Raw genomic sequence first — 16328 nt, forward strand, 5'->3', positions numbered from 1 at the left:
ATGCCTTATTTTTTATTCATTTTTTTTGGCTTCATCAGCCTTCTTAGCGTCTTCTTCTGCTTTTTTGGCTTCATCAGCCTTCTTAGCGTCTTCTTCTGCTTTTTTGGCTTCTTCTGCTTTTTTGGCTTCGTCAGCTTTTTTGGCTTCGTCAGCTTTTTTGGCTTCGTCAGCTTTTTTAGCTTCATCAGCTTTTTTGGCCTCATCGGCTTTTTTTACTTCAGCAGTTTTCTTATCTGCTTCTGTTTTAGCCTTTTGTGCTTCTTGAGCTTTTTTAGTGTCAGCAGATTTAGTAACACTACCCCAATAATCGGTTAACTCTTTATCAGAAGCTGCTAATGCGAAGTTATAAATGGTCGTTTTCGGTACAAACTTTTTATTAAAAATTTCTGTTTTAGTGCCACCAGAAGCCGTAACTTCTTTTCCATCAGCTAATTTTACTTTTCCAGGCATCATACCTGTTGCACTGAGAACTTTTGTTTCTACAATACCTTCAGGTTGTTGGAATGTTTGATCAGCGCCTAAAATAGTTGGGTTTGCACTATAAATTGCATTCATTAAGCGAGCCCAATGTCGACGATTTCTTAAACTTGGACTTTCAGAACCTGAATTTGACAAATCATTGACAGATGTATTAACGGCATTATCATAGCCAATCCAAGAACTTAAAGTTACTTGAGGTGTATAACCAATGAACCAAATATCTTTTTGACCGTCAGACGTACCGGTTTTACCTGCAATATCTGCTGTGAAATTTAATTGTCCTTCAATGTCTTTAGCTGTACCCGTATCCATTACATCACGTAAAATATCAGTTGTTAAATACGCTGTCTCATCTGTGAAAACTTCTACAGCTTCAGCTTTATGCTGATAAATGACATCTGCATCAGCATTCTCGATTTTATCGATAACATAACTCTCTGTATAATTTCCTTTATTTGCTAAAGTAGAAAAACCATCTGTTTGATCTAAAACAGTGGTACCTTTTGTAATCCCACCAATTGGAAGGGAGTAATAAACACCTTGGTATTCTTCTGTTGTGATGACGTCAGAACCAAAACCCATCTTATGCATATAAGATTCTAGTTTATCTGCCATATGGTACGTATCTTTCATCTGTTGATAGATTTTAGTTGTAACAATATTACTTGAATTTGATAGACCAGAACGAACATCGGTCCATTTATTTGGAATCACGTTTCCTGAGTTCGTTATTTCGTGAATCCCCAGTTTGCCATTCTCCCAACTTGGCACTTTAGCACTGCTTTCAAAAATCATCGAAGCTGGTGTAATAATGCCTTCTTCTAATGCCGGAGCAAAAGCTAGTAAGGGTTTAATAGTTGAGCCGGGTGAACGAGGAGACTGATAAGCATGGTTAACTTGAGTTAAGCCATAATCTACGCCACCTATAAACGAAATGATTCGACCAGTAGCGTTATCTCTTAAAATTGCGCCATTTTGGACTGGTTCAACTAATGTTTTTGTTTCCTTAGTTTCTTTATCCTCATAATCCACAACTTTTACTTTTCCAAGATAACTCGTATTGTTAATAATCGGATTATTATTCTCATCAAAAGAGATACTCGGATTAGCATACTGTGCAACGACATTGTTCATAGCTTCGTATACACCTTTATCAATAGTTGAATAAACAGTATAACCTTTTGTTCGTAAATCAAGATCCGCTTGATTGTAATAAGAATCTTTTAAGTCTTGGTCATTAGCAATATCCTCAGCTGAATAACCATCAGCTGTGTACAGTTGCTCCATTATAATCTGTCTTGCTTGTTGTTCGACAAAGTTATAAACATAATCGGTACTATCTTTAACATCAGTTTCTTGTGGTAAAAAATCTTGTGTTAAATCATAAGCTAAAGCAGTGTCATACTCTTCTTTTGTAATGTAGTTTTCACGATACATTCTAAACAATACTTCGTCTTTACGGTTCATCCCAGCAGATAAGTCTTCTTTAAGCGCGCCGGTTTGAGTATAAGGACTATAAACAATTGGATTTTGAGGCAGACCAGCAAGAAAAGCGGCTTGTGGTAAAGTCAACTCACTGGCTTTACTACCAAATATACCCAAAGAAGCTTCATTCAGTCCAGCAATATTTTGACCTTTATTATTTCTTCCAAAAGGTGAAACATTTAAATAACTTTCTAATATTTCATCTTTTGTAAAAAAATTCTCAATACGGAAAGCTAATAACATTTCGTTTGCTTTTCGCTTAAAGGAAACTTCATTTGTTAAAATCTGTTGTTTTACTAACTGTTGAGTAAGAGTTGATCCACCAGAAGTTGTACTCGCACCACTAACTTCTTGAACCAATGCCCGGGCTACAGCTTTTGGAACTACTCCTGAGTGTTTATAAAAGTACTCATCTTCGGTAGCGATAATAGCTTCTTGAACTAAAGGAGACATTTCACTTAATGGGATTTCAGATCGCTTTAAATCTGTTTTTAAATCACTGATTTTTTCTCCAGTAGCGTAATACATCGATGAAGTTGCCGAAACATTCTCAAGGTCTGTTTTCATTTCTTCATAAGTTGGAATATCTTCGCCAGAAACAAGATAAGCAAAGTATCCTGCTCCTACTCCACCCGCAAGAGCTCCACCAATTAAACCAATAACAACAAATGCAATAATAAGATTTTTGACAACGTTGTAGCTAACGTTAAAGCCAAATAGAAATTTATCTAACCTAGAATTTTCTTCTGCTTTGCTTTGTTCTCTTTCCTGAGAACTAATTGGTTCATTATCAGTAGTAGATGGAGAAGTTGAGCTGCTTTGAATTGGTTCTTTATGTGAATTGGTTCTTTTAAAATGAATTGATTGATAAAAATGTGTTTGTTTGAAAGAAATCCATTGCTTTTTCATGAACTGAATCACTTTTTGAAAAAGAATTTTTATCTTCTCTAAAAATGATGATTCATTCGTATTTTGTGGACTACTCAAATTTAGTTCACCTCATAAAGTTATATTTGATTACTCTAATTGCTTGAACCATTATAACAAAAAGAGAGTAGAAAGAGCAATTTTTGAAGAAATATATCAGAAACTTAATCTACTTTATGTATAATTTAAGGCAGGGGGTAGATTGCTATTTTCCTAAAAAGTAAGAATCGGGTGAGTTTTAAATGAATGTTTTTTAATATAGTTGTTGACTTTCCTCATTTGTTTTTTTATACTTGTAACAACAAATACAAATTGAAAGTGTGAGGGATTATTATGAACAGTCATTTAGTCAGCCAAACACAATTGAATAATTATTACTTTAGCTATTTTAGAAACTGTTTGTAGACATAATTCATTATGGGTGCAAACAGGAAACAGAAATGTTTGTATCTATATGGCTAAAGCAATTTGATTTGCTAAATATTTGCCACATAGAGATTATCTAAGTGGTAGATTATAAAGGATTTCTTGTTTATTTTTACATAAAATAAACGCCCACTTAGGTAATGCTATCTCTAAGTGGGCGTTTTTGTTTTTTGTAAAAAAATTAGATTAGAAAATAGGGGGAAATAATAATGATGATAATAAACGGGATGAATAAGAAGATAATTTTAGGTGTAGCAACTGTTACAACTGCTTTACTATTGGGTGCTTGTGGAAATACAGATGAAACTGGAAATTCAAAGGAAGCAAACGTAAACGTGGGCATTCTGCAATACATGGAGCATGATTCACTCTCTAAAGCACGTGAAGGATTTGTCAGTGAATTAGAAGAAGCAGGGTATGTTGAAGGTGAAAACTTGACGGTTAATTATCAAAATGCTCAAGGCGATCAGGCTAATTTACAAAGTATGAGTGAGAGTTTAGCAGGAGAAAATGAAATCATTTTATCTATTGCGACACCAGCAGCACAATCTTTAGCAACAGTTACACAAAAAGACCCTATTTTATTTACTGCAGTAACAGATCCTGTAGATGCCGGTTTGGTTGCTGATAATGAACAGCCTGGCGGTAATGTAACAGGTACGAGCGATATGGTTCCGATAGAAGAGCAAGTTGCTTTACTTTTATCGTTGGCTAAAGAGGCTAAAACGATTGGAATCATTTACAATTCTAGTGAACCAAATTCAAAAATCCAAGCAGATCTAGCTCAAAAAGCCATTGAAGCAGAAGGAATAGAAGTGAAGGTATTGACCGTAACAACTACCAATGACGTCCAACAAGTGATGACGACTTTGGCTCAAGAAGTTGATGCCGTGTACATTCCAACGGATAATACACTCGCAAGTACGATGCCAACAGTTGGCGAAATTGCTTTAGAGTATAAATTGCCTGTTGTTCCTGGTTCAGCTGAAATGGTGGAAGCTGGAGGATTAGCAACTTATGGAATTAATTATGAAGAATTGGGACGTCAAACTGCACAAATGGCCCTTCAAATTATTGAAGATGGTGCAGATCCAGCCGAAATGCCAGTTGAAACGTCTAATAAATTAGAATTAGTCATTAACGAGGAAATGGCAGAGTTATTAGGCATAGACCCTAAAAGTATCGTGTTGCCTGACTAAACTGTAAAACATAAAGGAGAATTAAAATGGATATTATATTATCAAGCATTTCACAAGGATTATTATGGTCAGTTATGGCGATTGGGATTTACCTTACATTTAGAATTTTAGATATTGCAGATCTAACCGCTGAAGGAAGTTTCCCTTTAGGTGCTGCTATTTGCTCGGTATCTATTGTCTCTGGAATACCACCTTTACTTGCTAGTTTACTGGCATTGGTCGGGGGGATGTTAGCTGGAATCGTTTCAGGTCTGTTGCATACAAAACTTAAAATACCAGCTCTTCTTACTGGTATTTTAACCATGACAGCTTTGTATTCAATCAACCTAAGAATAATGGGACAAGCAAACGTTACTTTATTGGGGCAAGAGACATTGATGCGAGAGTTGCAGTCGTATGGGTTAGAAAATCGTTTAGCTGTTTTAGTTGTTGGAGGAATAGCTGTAGGTTTAGTGATTCTAGTTCTTTACCTTTTTTTCAGCACTGAAATAGGTTTAGCGTTACGGTCTACTGGTGATAACGAAGACATGAGTGAAGCAAACGGTATTCATACAGATACAATGAAAATCTTAGGATACATGTTGTGTAATGGATTGATTTCTTTATCAGGTGCACTTATTGCGCAAAATAATGGTTATGCAGATATTAGTATGGGCATTGGAACCATTGTCATTGGATTGGCTTCTGTCATTATCGGTGAAGTGATTTTTCATAATTTATCTTTTGCGAAACGGTTAATGACAATCGTCATCGGAGCAATTGTTTATCGTTTAATTATTGATTTGGTATTGCAATTAGGTGTAGAACCGCAAGATATCAAATTATTCTCAGCCATCATATTAGCTATCGCACTTTCAACTCCGTTAATCAAAAAGAAAACTAAAGGATCTAAAAGAGCGAGTAAGAAAGGAGCTAAATTAATATGACAGCAATCTTAGAATTAAAAAAAATTCATAAAAGTTTTGAAGTGGGAACAGTCAATGAAAACCATGTTTTAAAGGGAATTGATTTGACCATTGAGAAAGAAGAATTTGTTACGATTATTGGTGGTAACGGTGCTGGAAAGTCTACTCTATTAAATAGTGTAGCTGGGACTTATGCAGTAGACGAAGGTGCAGTCTTTTTGGATGGGAAAAACGCCACGCATAAGCGAACGAATGATAGAGCAAAAGACATTGGCCGGGTCTTTCAAGACACTAAGATGGGAACAGCCACTCGATTAACTATTGAAGAAAATCTAGCGGTTGCCTTTAAGAGAGGGAAAAAAAGAGGTTTATCGTTAGGTGTAAAAGATAAGCAACGTGAAGTTTTTAAAGAACAGTTGAAGCTACTTGAGTTAGGACTTGAAAGTAGGCTTAAAATGGAAGTGGGATTATTGTCGGGCGGTCAAAGACAAGCTTTGACCTTGCTGATGGCGACGATTGTTCCACCAAAATTGCTATTGCTAGATGAGCATACAGCAGCTTTGGATCCGAAAACGAGTCAAATGGTGTTAAAGTTAACCGATAAAATTGTTCGAGAAAAAAAATTGACTGCACTAATGATCACACATAACATGGAAGATGCAATTAAACACGGAACACGGTTAATCATGCTTCACAATGGAAAAATAGTAGTAGATGTTTCAGGGGAGGAAAAAAATAAATTATCTGTCCCTGACCTTTTAGCATTATTCCAAAAGAATAGTGGAGATACTGTTACGGAAGATGCTTTATTACTAGGTTAATTGTCGCGAAGCAGGTAATCATTAAATAAAAAAAGACTCTGAAAAAATCAGAGTCTTTTTTTATTCTTTCAACTTTTATTGGCTAACAGTTATTTGTCAAAGAATGGATTTGATTTTAATTAAACGGATGCTGGAAGTTTTTCGCCAATGACAGCTAAACGTTCAGCAACTTCTTCTTCACTTAAGCTATTCCGTTTTACATACAAGTTTGCTGGTGCTACACGGCATTCATGACAGCATCCACGCAAATATTTATGTTCATTTTCTTCTGAAGATAAAATTTGACGGTTACAAGCAGGATTAGCACAGTTTACATAGCGTTCGCAAGGAGTACCATCAAACCAGTCACGACCAACAATTACATGTTCTTTATGGTTAACAGGCACACTAATGCGTTCATCAAACACATACATTTGACCATCCCATAAATCACCTTGAACTTCAGGATCTTTCCCGTAAGTAGCGATTCCACCATGTAATTGCCCAACGTCTTTAAAGCCTTCTTTAACTAACCAACCAGAGAATTTCTCACAACGAATTCCACCAGTACAGTAAGTTACAACTCTTTTATCCATGAATTGTTCTTTATTATCACGGATCCATTGAGGAAGTTCTCTAAAGGTTCTGATTTCTGGACGAACGGCTCCTCTAAAGTGACCTAAATCGTATTCATAATCATTACGGGCATCGATGACGATTGTATTTTCATCAAGAATAGCTTCACGGAATTCCGTAGGGTTTAAGTATTCACCGGTTAATTCATTAGGATCAATATCATCTTCTAAATTTAGAGATACAAGTTCAGGACGTAAGCGTACAAACATTTTTTTGAAAGGAGCACGTTCTTCTTCATCTACTTTAAAAACTAAATCTGAAAAACGAGGATCGGCATGCATTTCATCTATATACTGTTGAGTAATATCATAAGTACCTGCAATAGTACCGTTTATACCTTCTTCTGCAACTAAGATTCTTCCTTTTAAGCCAACTTCTTTACAGAACGATAAATGCTTTGCAGTATATTCTTCTGGATTTTCGATATGAACATATTTATAGTAAAGTAAAACACGGTAATCTTTAGACATAGTAAATCCTCCTAATTTGTTTCATAACATTAGGTAGGTGAACTACCTTAAGTTAATCTATACTAACAATACATTATACACTAATAAAATAATAGAAAGCAAGGTTTCAAAATAAAAAACAAAGGATGTGCAATTTTGGAAAGATGTGCTTGGGCAATAACCACAGAATTGATGAAGACATATCACGATGAAGAATGGGGCAAACCGTTACATGATGATCAAGCTTTATTTGAATTGTTGATTCTTGAAACAATGCAAGCTGGATTAAGTTGGGCTACAATTTTAGCTAAAAGAGAGAATTACCGCAAAGCATTGGATGGATTCGATCCTTATCAAATCGCACATTATGATCAAAAAAAAATAGAAGAATTACTTTCAAACCCAGGAATTATTCGAAATAAATTAAAAGTTGCTTCGCTCTTGAAAAATGCGACAGCTTTTTTAAATGTGCAACAAGAATATGGAACATTTGATCAGTATATTTGGTCTTTTGTAGAAGGGAAGCCAATTATTCATCATTTTGACAGTATGAAACAGGCACCTACTAAAACAGAACTCTCTATAACTATATCGAAAGAAATGAAAAAAAGAGGGTTTACCTTTTTTGGTCCAGTTACGTGTTACGCTTTTATGGAAGCAGCTGGATTAGTTAATGACCATATTGATCAGTGTTCTTTTAAATAAAAGTATTTCATTTGACACATACTTGTAATGTAAACGATACGATTTTATCATATGTCTTGTGTTATACTGAAATCCGTTAAGGAATCTTAGAATGTAATTAAGATTTTAATTAGCAGGAATTCTATTTGGAGGGTAAAACACGTGAATAAAAAACTAGTAACTATTGCAATCTTAGGAACCATGACCTTTAGTTCGCTTATTCTACCAACTGCCGTTAGCGCTGAAACTACTACAAATAAACTTACTGAATCTGAACAACAAGTAACCCAAACACAAGCAGCAATTGAAGCAGCTCAACAAAAAGTTGATGCTCTACAAACTCAATCAAGCGAAACAGAAGCAGAATTAGCAACTATTACTAATTCAATCGATTCAAACAAAGATAAAACTAATTCATTATTAGCAGAAATTGAATCATCTCAAAAAGAAAAACAAACTTTAGAAAATGAAATTAAATCTCTTGAAGAAAAGATTGAACAACGTAGTAAACAACTTGAAGATCAAGCCCGTACAGTACAAGTCAATGGAGATACAAAAAACTACATAGAATTTGTTATTGAAGCTGAATCTATGACAGATGTACTAGGTCGTGTTGACGTAGTTGCTGGTTTAGTAAAAGCAAACAAAGATCTTGTTCAAGCACAAGCAGATGATAAAGAATCAGTTGTAGCTAAAAAAGAAAAAGTTGAGCAATCAATCGTACAACAAAATGCTCTTGCAGCTCAACTGGAAAACGCAAAAGCTGAAATGGAAAAACAATTATTAGAAAAAGAAGTCGTGGTTTCTCAATTAGCTATCGAAACAGCTAGTGTACAAGCAGATAAAGAGAAATACATTGCACAAAAAGCTGAAGCTGAAAGTCAAGTAGCTGAATATACTGCTGCTCAAGAAGCAGCAGAGTTAGCTGTATTGGCAAGTTATGAAGCAGCAGAAACTGAAGAACCAATCGTAGATGAAACTTCTGAAACTGAAGAAGTGGTAGTTGCAGAATCAAGTGAGTCTGCTGAAGAACCTCAAGTAGTAGAAGAAAGTGAAGTCGTAGCTTCTACTCCAACAGAGACTACTAAGAAAACTGAGAATGCACCTACTACAACAAAAGCGCCAGCAAAAACAGAGACTAAGGCACCAGCGAAAACACCTGTGGCTCCTAAGCCTACAACTCCAGCACCGTCTACAAGTGGAGGTACATCTTGGTCAAAATTGCAACCACATGCAACTAGTGTGATGGGCACACCATATTTATGGGGTGGAACAACAACCAATGGATTTGACTGTTCTGGTTTTACTTCATACGTATTTGCAAAAATTGGAATCTCTTTGCCACGTACAGCAGCTGCACAATATGCATCTTCTACTAAAGTGTCAAATCCACAACCTGGAGATTTAGTTTTCTTTAGTAGTGGCGGATCAATCACTCATGTAGGAATCTACGTTGGAAATGGTCAATTTATTGGATCACAAAGTAGTACAGGCGTTGCTTACACTTCAGTTAGCTCTTCTTATTGGGGACCTAAACTTGTAGGATACGGACGTTATTAAAAAATAAAAAAATCGTTGCCAATCGGTAACGATTTTTTTATTTATTTGTTTTGTCAAATTAAGGTAGGTTGTTGTTGTAGTAATTGCTTTTATTAGTTTGTTTAAGAAATGTCTTTTTGTGGCAATCAAACAAGTCTTACGCTAAACTAAACCTACAAAAACGTAACATTAGAAAGGTTGATGGGATATGACCAAAGCTGTATTAATCGTAAATCCTTCTTCTGGAGGAGAAAAGGGAAAAGAGTATGCTGCGCTTGCTTTAGATACCATAGAATCAATGTATGATGAAGTAGTAATTAAAGAAACGACTAAAGGCGGAGATGCTGAAGTATTTGCTAAAGCAGCTGCTAAAGAAAGTGTAGAAGCTGTTTTCGTTATGGGCGGTGATGGAACAGTCAACGAATGTATATGTGGACTAGCAGAAGAAGCGTACCGTCCAAAATTAGGTATTATCCCTTTAGGAACAGTCAACGATGTAGGACGCGCCTTAGGAATTCCTTTGAATCCTGAAGCAGCTATTCGAATGTTACCAGAAGCTGTTACAAAAGAATTAGATATTGGTAAAGTAAATGAAAGTTACTTTATTGATGTCATTGCAATTGGAAAAATTCCTGAAGCGGTTAAAAATGTAGGGGTTGACCAAAAAACAAGATTAGGATCATTAGCTTACTTTATTGAAGGAGCTAAAGCCTTTAATGATAGCCAAAGCTACTCTTTTAAATTAACTATAGATGATGAAGTCATTGAACAAGAATCTAGTTTGGTACTGATTGCCTTAACAAATTCTGTGGGAGGATTTGAAAATATGATTCCACATGCAAAAACAGATGATGGATACTTGCATTTAATTGCATTAAAAGGAAAGACTTTATTGGATAAGGTTAAACTAATTCCTAAAGTGATTTCAGGAAATGCAGCTGGTGCAAATGAAACGCTGTATAGAAAGTTTAAATCAGGTAAAATAGCTATTACAGAAGAAAATACGCAGTTAATTAGTAATATTGATGGAGATGAAGGATTTGAGTTGCCTCTGACTCTTCAAGTACTGCCTCGTCACATTACTATGTTTATCCCTGACAAAACAACCAATAATAACTAAAAAGAGCCTCTAAACAGATAAAATGGACTGTTTAGAGGTACTTTTATTGTTATTTCACGTATTCTTCTGTTAATTCCATAAAAGTATCAACATCATTTTTCATAATTGCAATACCAGCTTCCCAGAAATCTGGTTTGGTTAAGTCGACATTTAAATGTTTCATCGCTAAATCTTCTGTAGACATAGCTGCTGTATCTCTTAGTAACGCAATGTATTTATCTTCGAAACTAGCACCTTCTTCTAACGAACGAGCATAGATCCCTAAACTAAATAAATAACCAAAAGTGTACGGGAAATTATAGAAAGGAACGTCGGCAATAAAAAAGTGAAGTTTGCTAGCCCAAAAATGAGGGTGGTACTCGCTTAGTGAGTCTTGATACGCTTCTTTTTGAGCTTCTTCCATCAATTCTCCAAGACGTTCATCTGTCACGATACCATTTTGACGTTCAGCATAAAACCTTGATTCAAATAAGAAACGCGCATGAATATTTAAAAACATTGCTAAGGCATTTTGCATTTTAGTGTCCAATAAAGTGATTTTTTCTTCCTTTGAAGTAGCTTCTTTAACCGTTGCGTCGGCAACAATCATTTCAGCAAATGTGCTGGCTGTTTCAGCAACATTCATGGCGTACTGTTGGTTTAGAATTGGCAAATCAGTCATCACGTGGCTATGAAAAGCATGGCCTAATTCATGAGCTAATGTGGATACTTCACTTGGCGATTCTGCATAAGTCATAAAAATCCTTGATTCTTTACTTTCTGGCAATTCTGAACAGTACCCACCAGGTCTTTTCCCGCTTCGATCTTCTGCTTCAATCCAACTATGATCAAAAGCATGTTGAGCAAAGTCGGCCATGTTCCCACTAAATTTACGGAAATTATCTACAATGAAGTCAGCCCCATCGTCATATGGATAAACTTTAGCTTGTGCACTTCCAAGAATCACAGGTGCTTCTGTATCTTGCCAAGATAATTTATCTTTTCCAAGCAACTGAGCTTTACGATTTAAATAATCAACGAAAGGTTGTTTGTGATCACTAACAGCTTTCCACATAGTATCTAAGGTTTCTTGTTTCATCCGATTGTATTCTAAAGGACGTTTTAAGAAATCTTTCACACCGTGAGCTTTATAGTCTGCTAAACGAAAACCAGCTAAATGATTTAAGGTGTCGCTAAACAAAGGTGCCATACTGCCCCAAGTTTCTTCCCATTTATTAAATAATTGTTCGCGAACTTTTGCATCTGGGTCGGTATTCATTTTATTATAAGCTTGACCAGCAGACAACAGTTGGATTTGACCTTCATTGTCTTCAAATGGAATCTCAATAGTCGCTACCAATGAATCGTAATGATCGCTCCACCCTTGGAATCCATCGATAGATAAAGCATTAATCAAAGCTTCTTCTGTTTCACTCAACAATTCCTTACCTTGTATACGTGTTTCAGTTAGACTAAATTTGATTTCTTTAAAATCAGGTAGTTCAACCAGATCATTCCAACTATCATCAGGCATTGCAACCATTTTTTTAGTTAGAATCGTTTGAATAGTACTAAATGCACTGCTCAATTCAAAGACTTGTCCAAAAATAGTTCCTGCTTGTTTATCGGACACATCCGCAGATTGAACAGCTTCGATAAAGGTGAACACTTGAGACAATCCTTTTGTTAGTTTTTCTTGAACAAGCAAAATAGCTGATAGCTCTTTAAAAGCGGGACTGTCTTTTTCAGTATCCCACTTGGTGATAAGAGAAGATAGTTCATCTAGCTGTTCACGAATAAGGACTAATTTTTCTTTTAATTGAGGTGATTTACTACCGCCTGGGAAAATAGATTCAAGATCCCATGTCATACTGTATTTCATAGCGTAACTCCCTTTCTGATTCGAATAAATCTATTATACTCTAGTTTCTTGTAGTTTCAAAAGCAGTAGTTAAACAAAGCAAAAAAACATTGACTAACTTTAGTCCGAAAATAACTATCAAAAGTCGATCACTATACTGTAAAATAGAAATTGTTAGCTTAAAGAAGAAGTGAAATGAATGTCAATAAAAAATCGTGAAAGAAGGAAGATGCTGATGCGTTCAACTACAAAAGACAATTTTTTTATCGCGCTAGCTCTTGTTATAATGGTGGTATTATTTTACAGTTCTTCTCAGCCTTATGGAGAACAATCATTGACAGGTGTGTTAGATAAAATTTTAGCTAAGGAACCACTGAAAGATCTTTTAGGTCTAATACAATTTAATTATGCAGGCAGTGAAGTGAGTATTGCTGCGCAAGGGTATAGTGCATTCATTGAATTTTTTATTCGGAAATTAGCTCATTTTGGAACTTATTTTTTATTAGGTTTGTGCTGGTTTTTAGGATTGAAAAATAAAATGACAAGCATCTGGTTGTCTGCGTTCGTTTCATGGCTGTTAGCGTCTGGCTATGCCGCTTTTGATGAGTTCCATCAAAGTATCACACCGGATCGGACTCCTTTGATGGAAGATGTTATTCTGGACGCTACAGGAGCATTGACTAGTATTCTGCTTGCAGTAGTATTTTTCGTGTTCATTTATAAAAAGAAAAAAAAGAAGCCATCATTTAAAAAGATAAAACGGTAGATAAATTGGCGCACAGTTGCTCTATAGCTAGTTTTTTGATAAAATAAGTAGGGCTATTTAATCTAGCTTAATACACTTATACTATGAAATGGGGAGTTTGGAGTGTCAGGACATTCAAAATGGAGCAATATCCAAGGCCGTAAAAATGCACAAGATGCAAAACGCGGAAAAGTATTCCAAAAAATATCAAGAGAAATCTACATGGCTGTGAAAAGTGGTGGACCTGATCCGAGCATAAATCCTTCATTACGTATGGTGATGGACAAAGCTAAATCAAATAATATGCCAAATGATAATGTTGAACGTGCTATAAAAAAAGGTAGTGCAACTGGTGAAAATGAAAATTATGATGAAGTAATCTATGAAGGTTATGGTCCAAAAGGCACAGCTGTTTTGGTACACACATTGACGGATAACTTAAACCGTACGGGAACCAATGTCCGTGTAGCTTTTAATAAAAATGGTGGGTCATTAGGTGAAAAAGGTTCTGTTAGTTACATGTTCGATCGTAAAGGGTACATTGCAATTGAACGTGAAGGTTTAGACATAGACGAAGACACAATGTTGATGAGCGTTTTAGAAGCTGGCGGAGATGAAATGGAAACGTCAGATGAAGTATTTGAAATTTATACAGACCCTTCTGATTTGCCAGACGTGCGTGACGCTTTGGAAAAAGAAGGCTATAAATTAGCACAAGCTGAAGTAACGATGATTCCACAAACAACCGTTGAATTACCAGAAGATAAAAAAGCTTTATTTAACCAAATGATTGATAAACTTGAAGAAGATGATGACGTGTCAGAAGTCTTCCACAATGCTGAATTATAAGCGTTGAACAAAAAAATCTTTGCCTTTCTAGTAACACTAGAAAGGCAAAGATTTTTTTTGTTCTGAAATAAGTAAAAAGAATAACGAAATACCTCAACGATTGCACATATTTAAATTAACAAGACAATAATACTGGGAAAGGAGGCGAGTAATGGAAATTGAAGAGTTTACACAATATGTAATTGTTAAAGCTCAAGAAACCGGAACAAGTGATATTCACATTTTACCTGAAGATACTCAATACCGATTCTACTTTCGGATTGGCGGAAAAATGAGTTTTTGGAATGCTGTGACCGAAGATGAAGGGAAACGATTTATCTCCTATTTTAAATATTTAGCAAACATGGACGTAGGGGAGAGAAGAAAACCACAAAGTGGAGCAGCACAACTGATAGTTGAAGAAAAGACGGTAGCGTTGCGTTTTTCTACAATCACAAATTTTCGTTCTCAAGAGTCGATGGTTATCAGAATTTTAAATCAATCCATGCATGTATCTTTAGCAAAAACAACTTATTTTAAACGAGAAGTCAAATTAATCGAGCAATTGGCACAATTTAATAGTGGTTTACTTATTTTTTCAGGACCAGTTGGATCAGGCAAAACAACAACGATGTATCAGCTTGTTCGTGAAAGTTACCTGACAAGCAAGCAACAAGTTATAACGGTCGAAGATCCCGTAGAAATTGAAGAACCCCTTTTTTTACAAACGCAAGTAAATGAGGTAGCTTGTAATTAACACATACGAAAATTGATTAAACGAAAGACCATTGTATTGTTATATCATCACCAGTTATTGTAATTTTATTTATTAAGTTATGAATAATTTTTCTTTTTTGAACCAATTCAAGATTATCAAATGATTCATCAACAGAAGTGATTAATCTTTTAGCTTCAGATATAGCTAATTTCGGTTCTTCTTCAAGGTTGTCTATTTCATCTAGGATTGTTTTTCTGTCGCTATTAAGTGTTTCTAAACGTTTTGAAACAGCTTCAAACGGCATTTTATCATTTTGCAAAAGGTCCAATAGTTTTGATATCTGTTTATCTAATTTACTCAATTGAGATGCTAAAATAGATTTTTGTGAAGTTTTGTTTTGATGTGTAACCATATTATCTAGTGAATCTAAATTAAGAGAAAGAACTTTTATTTCATTAAGAATTTTTGCATCCAGTTTTTTTACAGGGTAGTTTCTATTTTTACAAGTAGGATCTTTAACCATGTGTGCTGGATGGCCACAGCGTGAGTAGCAAGTATAATAATGTCTTGGCTCTCTTTTATCTTTATAAACATATAATTGACTACGCCCGAAGTATCTAGCTCCACAGTGACCACAATACAACAAGCCTGTTAGCAAACTTTTAGCGGTAAATGGTCTGGATTTGCCAGCATGTCTTTTGCCCCATGAACGTTCCAATAGCTTTGATTGGACTTCATCAAATAATTCTTTTGAAACAATTGGCTCATGCAGCCCATCATAAGTATCTTCTTTAAAATCTATTTTACCTACATATAATTTTTGAGATAAACTTCTCCGGATAGAACTATCGCTAGTCCAAGCTCCATGTTTTGTTTTGTATTTTTCATTCATTAATCTTTTTAACTCTCTAAGTGAAGTACCTTTTGCGTATTCCTCATAAAGGTATCTAATTTGCATAGCTTCATAAGGATCTATGACCAGCAAGCCGTCTTCATAGTCGTAGCCTATTGGCGCTGGACCACCTCCATGATAAAGCCCAGCTTTAGCCCTTGCTTCATGCCCCATGGCCATACGCTCTTTTATCCATTCTCTTTCAAGCTGAGAGAAGGCAGACATTACACCAATCATCATACGTCCAATAGGAGTAGACGAATCTAAGTTTTCTGTAATATCCACAAAATCTATATTATTTTTCATGAACACATCTTCTATTAAGAATAATGTATTTTTTTGAGAACGTGATAGTCTATCTAATTTATATACAACAACTCTATTTACTTCTTTACGGTCTATATCCGTCAACATCTTTTGAAGGGCAGGACGATTCATATTTGATCCGCTTAATCCTGCATCTGTATACACCTTGATGTTTTTCCATCCTTTTGCATCACAATAAGCTTTCATGCGCTCAGTTTGTTCACCGACAGAATAACCTTCCTTTGCTTGTTCTTCAGTGCTTACGCGTACGTAAATAGCTGTTACCATATGTTTTTCCTCCTATTTTTGTGTTAGAATAGGATACAGCAAATAGCACCACACGACAGCG

At 35.5% G+C, this 16328-nt stretch carries 13 protein-coding genes; 9 read left to right on the forward strand and 4 right to left on the reverse strand.

Going from position 1 to position 16328, the window contains the following annotated elements:
* Window positions 1–12 precede the first annotated feature (12 nt).
* Window positions 13–2952 (reverse strand): transglycosylase domain-containing protein, encoded by a 2940-nt coding sequence (locus BP18_RS02640; RefSeq protein WP_035050297.1) that lies wholly within the window; start codon window positions 2950–2952, stop codon window positions 13–15.
* Window positions 2953–3527: 575 nt separating this feature from the next.
* Here BP18_RS02640 and BP18_RS02645 point away from each other — a divergent pair.
* The 3 genes from BP18_RS02645 to BP18_RS02655 are packed head-to-tail and all read left to right on the forward strand — an operon-like array spanning window position 3528 to window position 6243.
* The gene (locus BP18_RS02645; protein ID WP_081835482.1) at window positions 3528–4517 is read left to right on the forward strand and encodes an ABC transporter substrate-binding protein; all 990 of its coding nucleotides are present in this window, start codon (window positions 3528–3530) and stop codon (window positions 4515–4517) included.
* 26 nt (window positions 4518–4543) lie between these two features.
* A complete protein-coding gene (locus BP18_RS02650) occupies window positions 4544–5443 on the forward strand; it encodes an ABC transporter permease (RefSeq protein ID WP_029277814.1) in 900 nt (299 codons plus the stop codon).
* Complete coding sequence (locus tag BP18_RS02655) at window positions 5440–6243, forward strand: ABC transporter ATP-binding protein (RefSeq protein ID WP_035050300.1); 804 nt, start codon at window positions 5440–5442, stop codon at window positions 6241–6243. The genes BP18_RS02650 and BP18_RS02655 overlap by 4 nt, the downstream gene beginning before the upstream one ends.
* Window positions 6244–6362: 119 nt before the next feature.
* Here BP18_RS02655 and trhO read toward each other — a convergent pair whose 3' ends face one another.
* Window positions 6363–7328: an oxygen-dependent tRNA uridine(34) hydroxylase TrhO gene (trhO, locus tag BP18_RS02660; RefSeq protein ID WP_035050304.1), complete on the reverse strand. Its 966-nt coding sequence runs from the start codon at window positions 7326–7328 to the stop codon at window positions 6363–6365.
* 135 nt (window positions 7329–7463) lie between these two features.
* On the opposite strand from trhO, the gene BP18_RS02665 reads away from it, so the two are divergent.
* From BP18_RS02665 to BP18_RS02675, 3 genes are all read left to right on the forward strand, one after another.
* Window positions 7464–8012: a DNA-3-methyladenine glycosylase I gene (locus tag BP18_RS02665; protein WP_029277816.1), complete on the forward strand. Its 549-nt coding sequence runs from the start codon at window positions 7464–7466 to the stop codon at window positions 8010–8012.
* A gap of 141 nt (window positions 8013–8153) precedes the next feature.
* Window positions 8154–9551, forward strand: a complete 1398-nt coding sequence (locus tag BP18_RS02670) for a C40 family peptidase (RefSeq protein ID WP_029277818.1) — start codon at window positions 8154–8156, stop codon at window positions 9549–9551.
* Between the two features lie 187 nt (window positions 9552–9738).
* Entirely contained in the window at window positions 9739–10650 is a 912-nt protein-coding gene (locus BP18_RS02675) for a diacylglycerol/lipid kinase family protein (protein WP_007722406.1), read from the forward strand.
* 49 nt (window positions 10651–10699) lie between these two features.
* On the opposite strand, the gene BP18_RS02680 is transcribed toward BP18_RS02675, so the two are convergent.
* Complete coding sequence (locus tag BP18_RS02680) at window positions 10700–12511, reverse strand: M3 family oligoendopeptidase (RefSeq protein ID WP_029277820.1); 1812 nt, start codon at window positions 12509–12511, stop codon at window positions 10700–10702.
* A 214-nt stretch (window positions 12512–12725) separates the two neighbouring features.
* On the opposite strand from BP18_RS02680, the gene BP18_RS02685 reads away from it, so the two are divergent.
* The 3 genes from BP18_RS02685 (at window position 12726) to BP18_RS02695 (ending at window position 14820) form a co-directional block, all read left to right on the forward strand.
* A complete protein-coding gene (locus tag BP18_RS02685) occupies window positions 12726–13256 on the forward strand; it encodes a VanZ family protein (protein ID WP_007722404.1) in 531 nt (176 codons plus the stop codon).
* Between the two features lie 102 nt (window positions 13257–13358).
* Window positions 13359–14084, forward strand: a complete 726-nt coding sequence (locus tag BP18_RS02690) for a YebC/PmpR family DNA-binding transcriptional regulator (RefSeq protein WP_007722397.1) — start codon at window positions 13359–13361, stop codon at window positions 14082–14084.
* A gap of 151 nt (window positions 14085–14235) precedes the next feature.
* Entirely contained in the window at window positions 14236–14820 is a 585-nt protein-coding gene (locus tag BP18_RS02695) for an ATPase, T2SS/T4P/T4SS family (RefSeq protein WP_231549424.1), read from the forward strand.
* Window positions 14821–14836: 16 nt separating this feature from the next.
* Here the strand turns inward: BP18_RS02695 and BP18_RS02700 are convergent, their stop codons facing one another.
* The gene (locus tag BP18_RS02700; protein ID WP_035050306.1) at window positions 14837–16267 is read right to left on the reverse strand and encodes a recombinase family protein; all 1431 of its coding nucleotides are present in this window, start codon (window positions 16265–16267) and stop codon (window positions 14837–14839) included.
* Window positions 16268–16328: the final 61 nt, after the last annotated feature.

The organism is Carnobacterium jeotgali MS3, from assembly GCF_000745125.1.
GTDB lineage: Bacteria > Bacillota > Bacilli > Lactobacillales > Carnobacteriaceae > Carnobacterium_B > Carnobacterium_B jeotgali.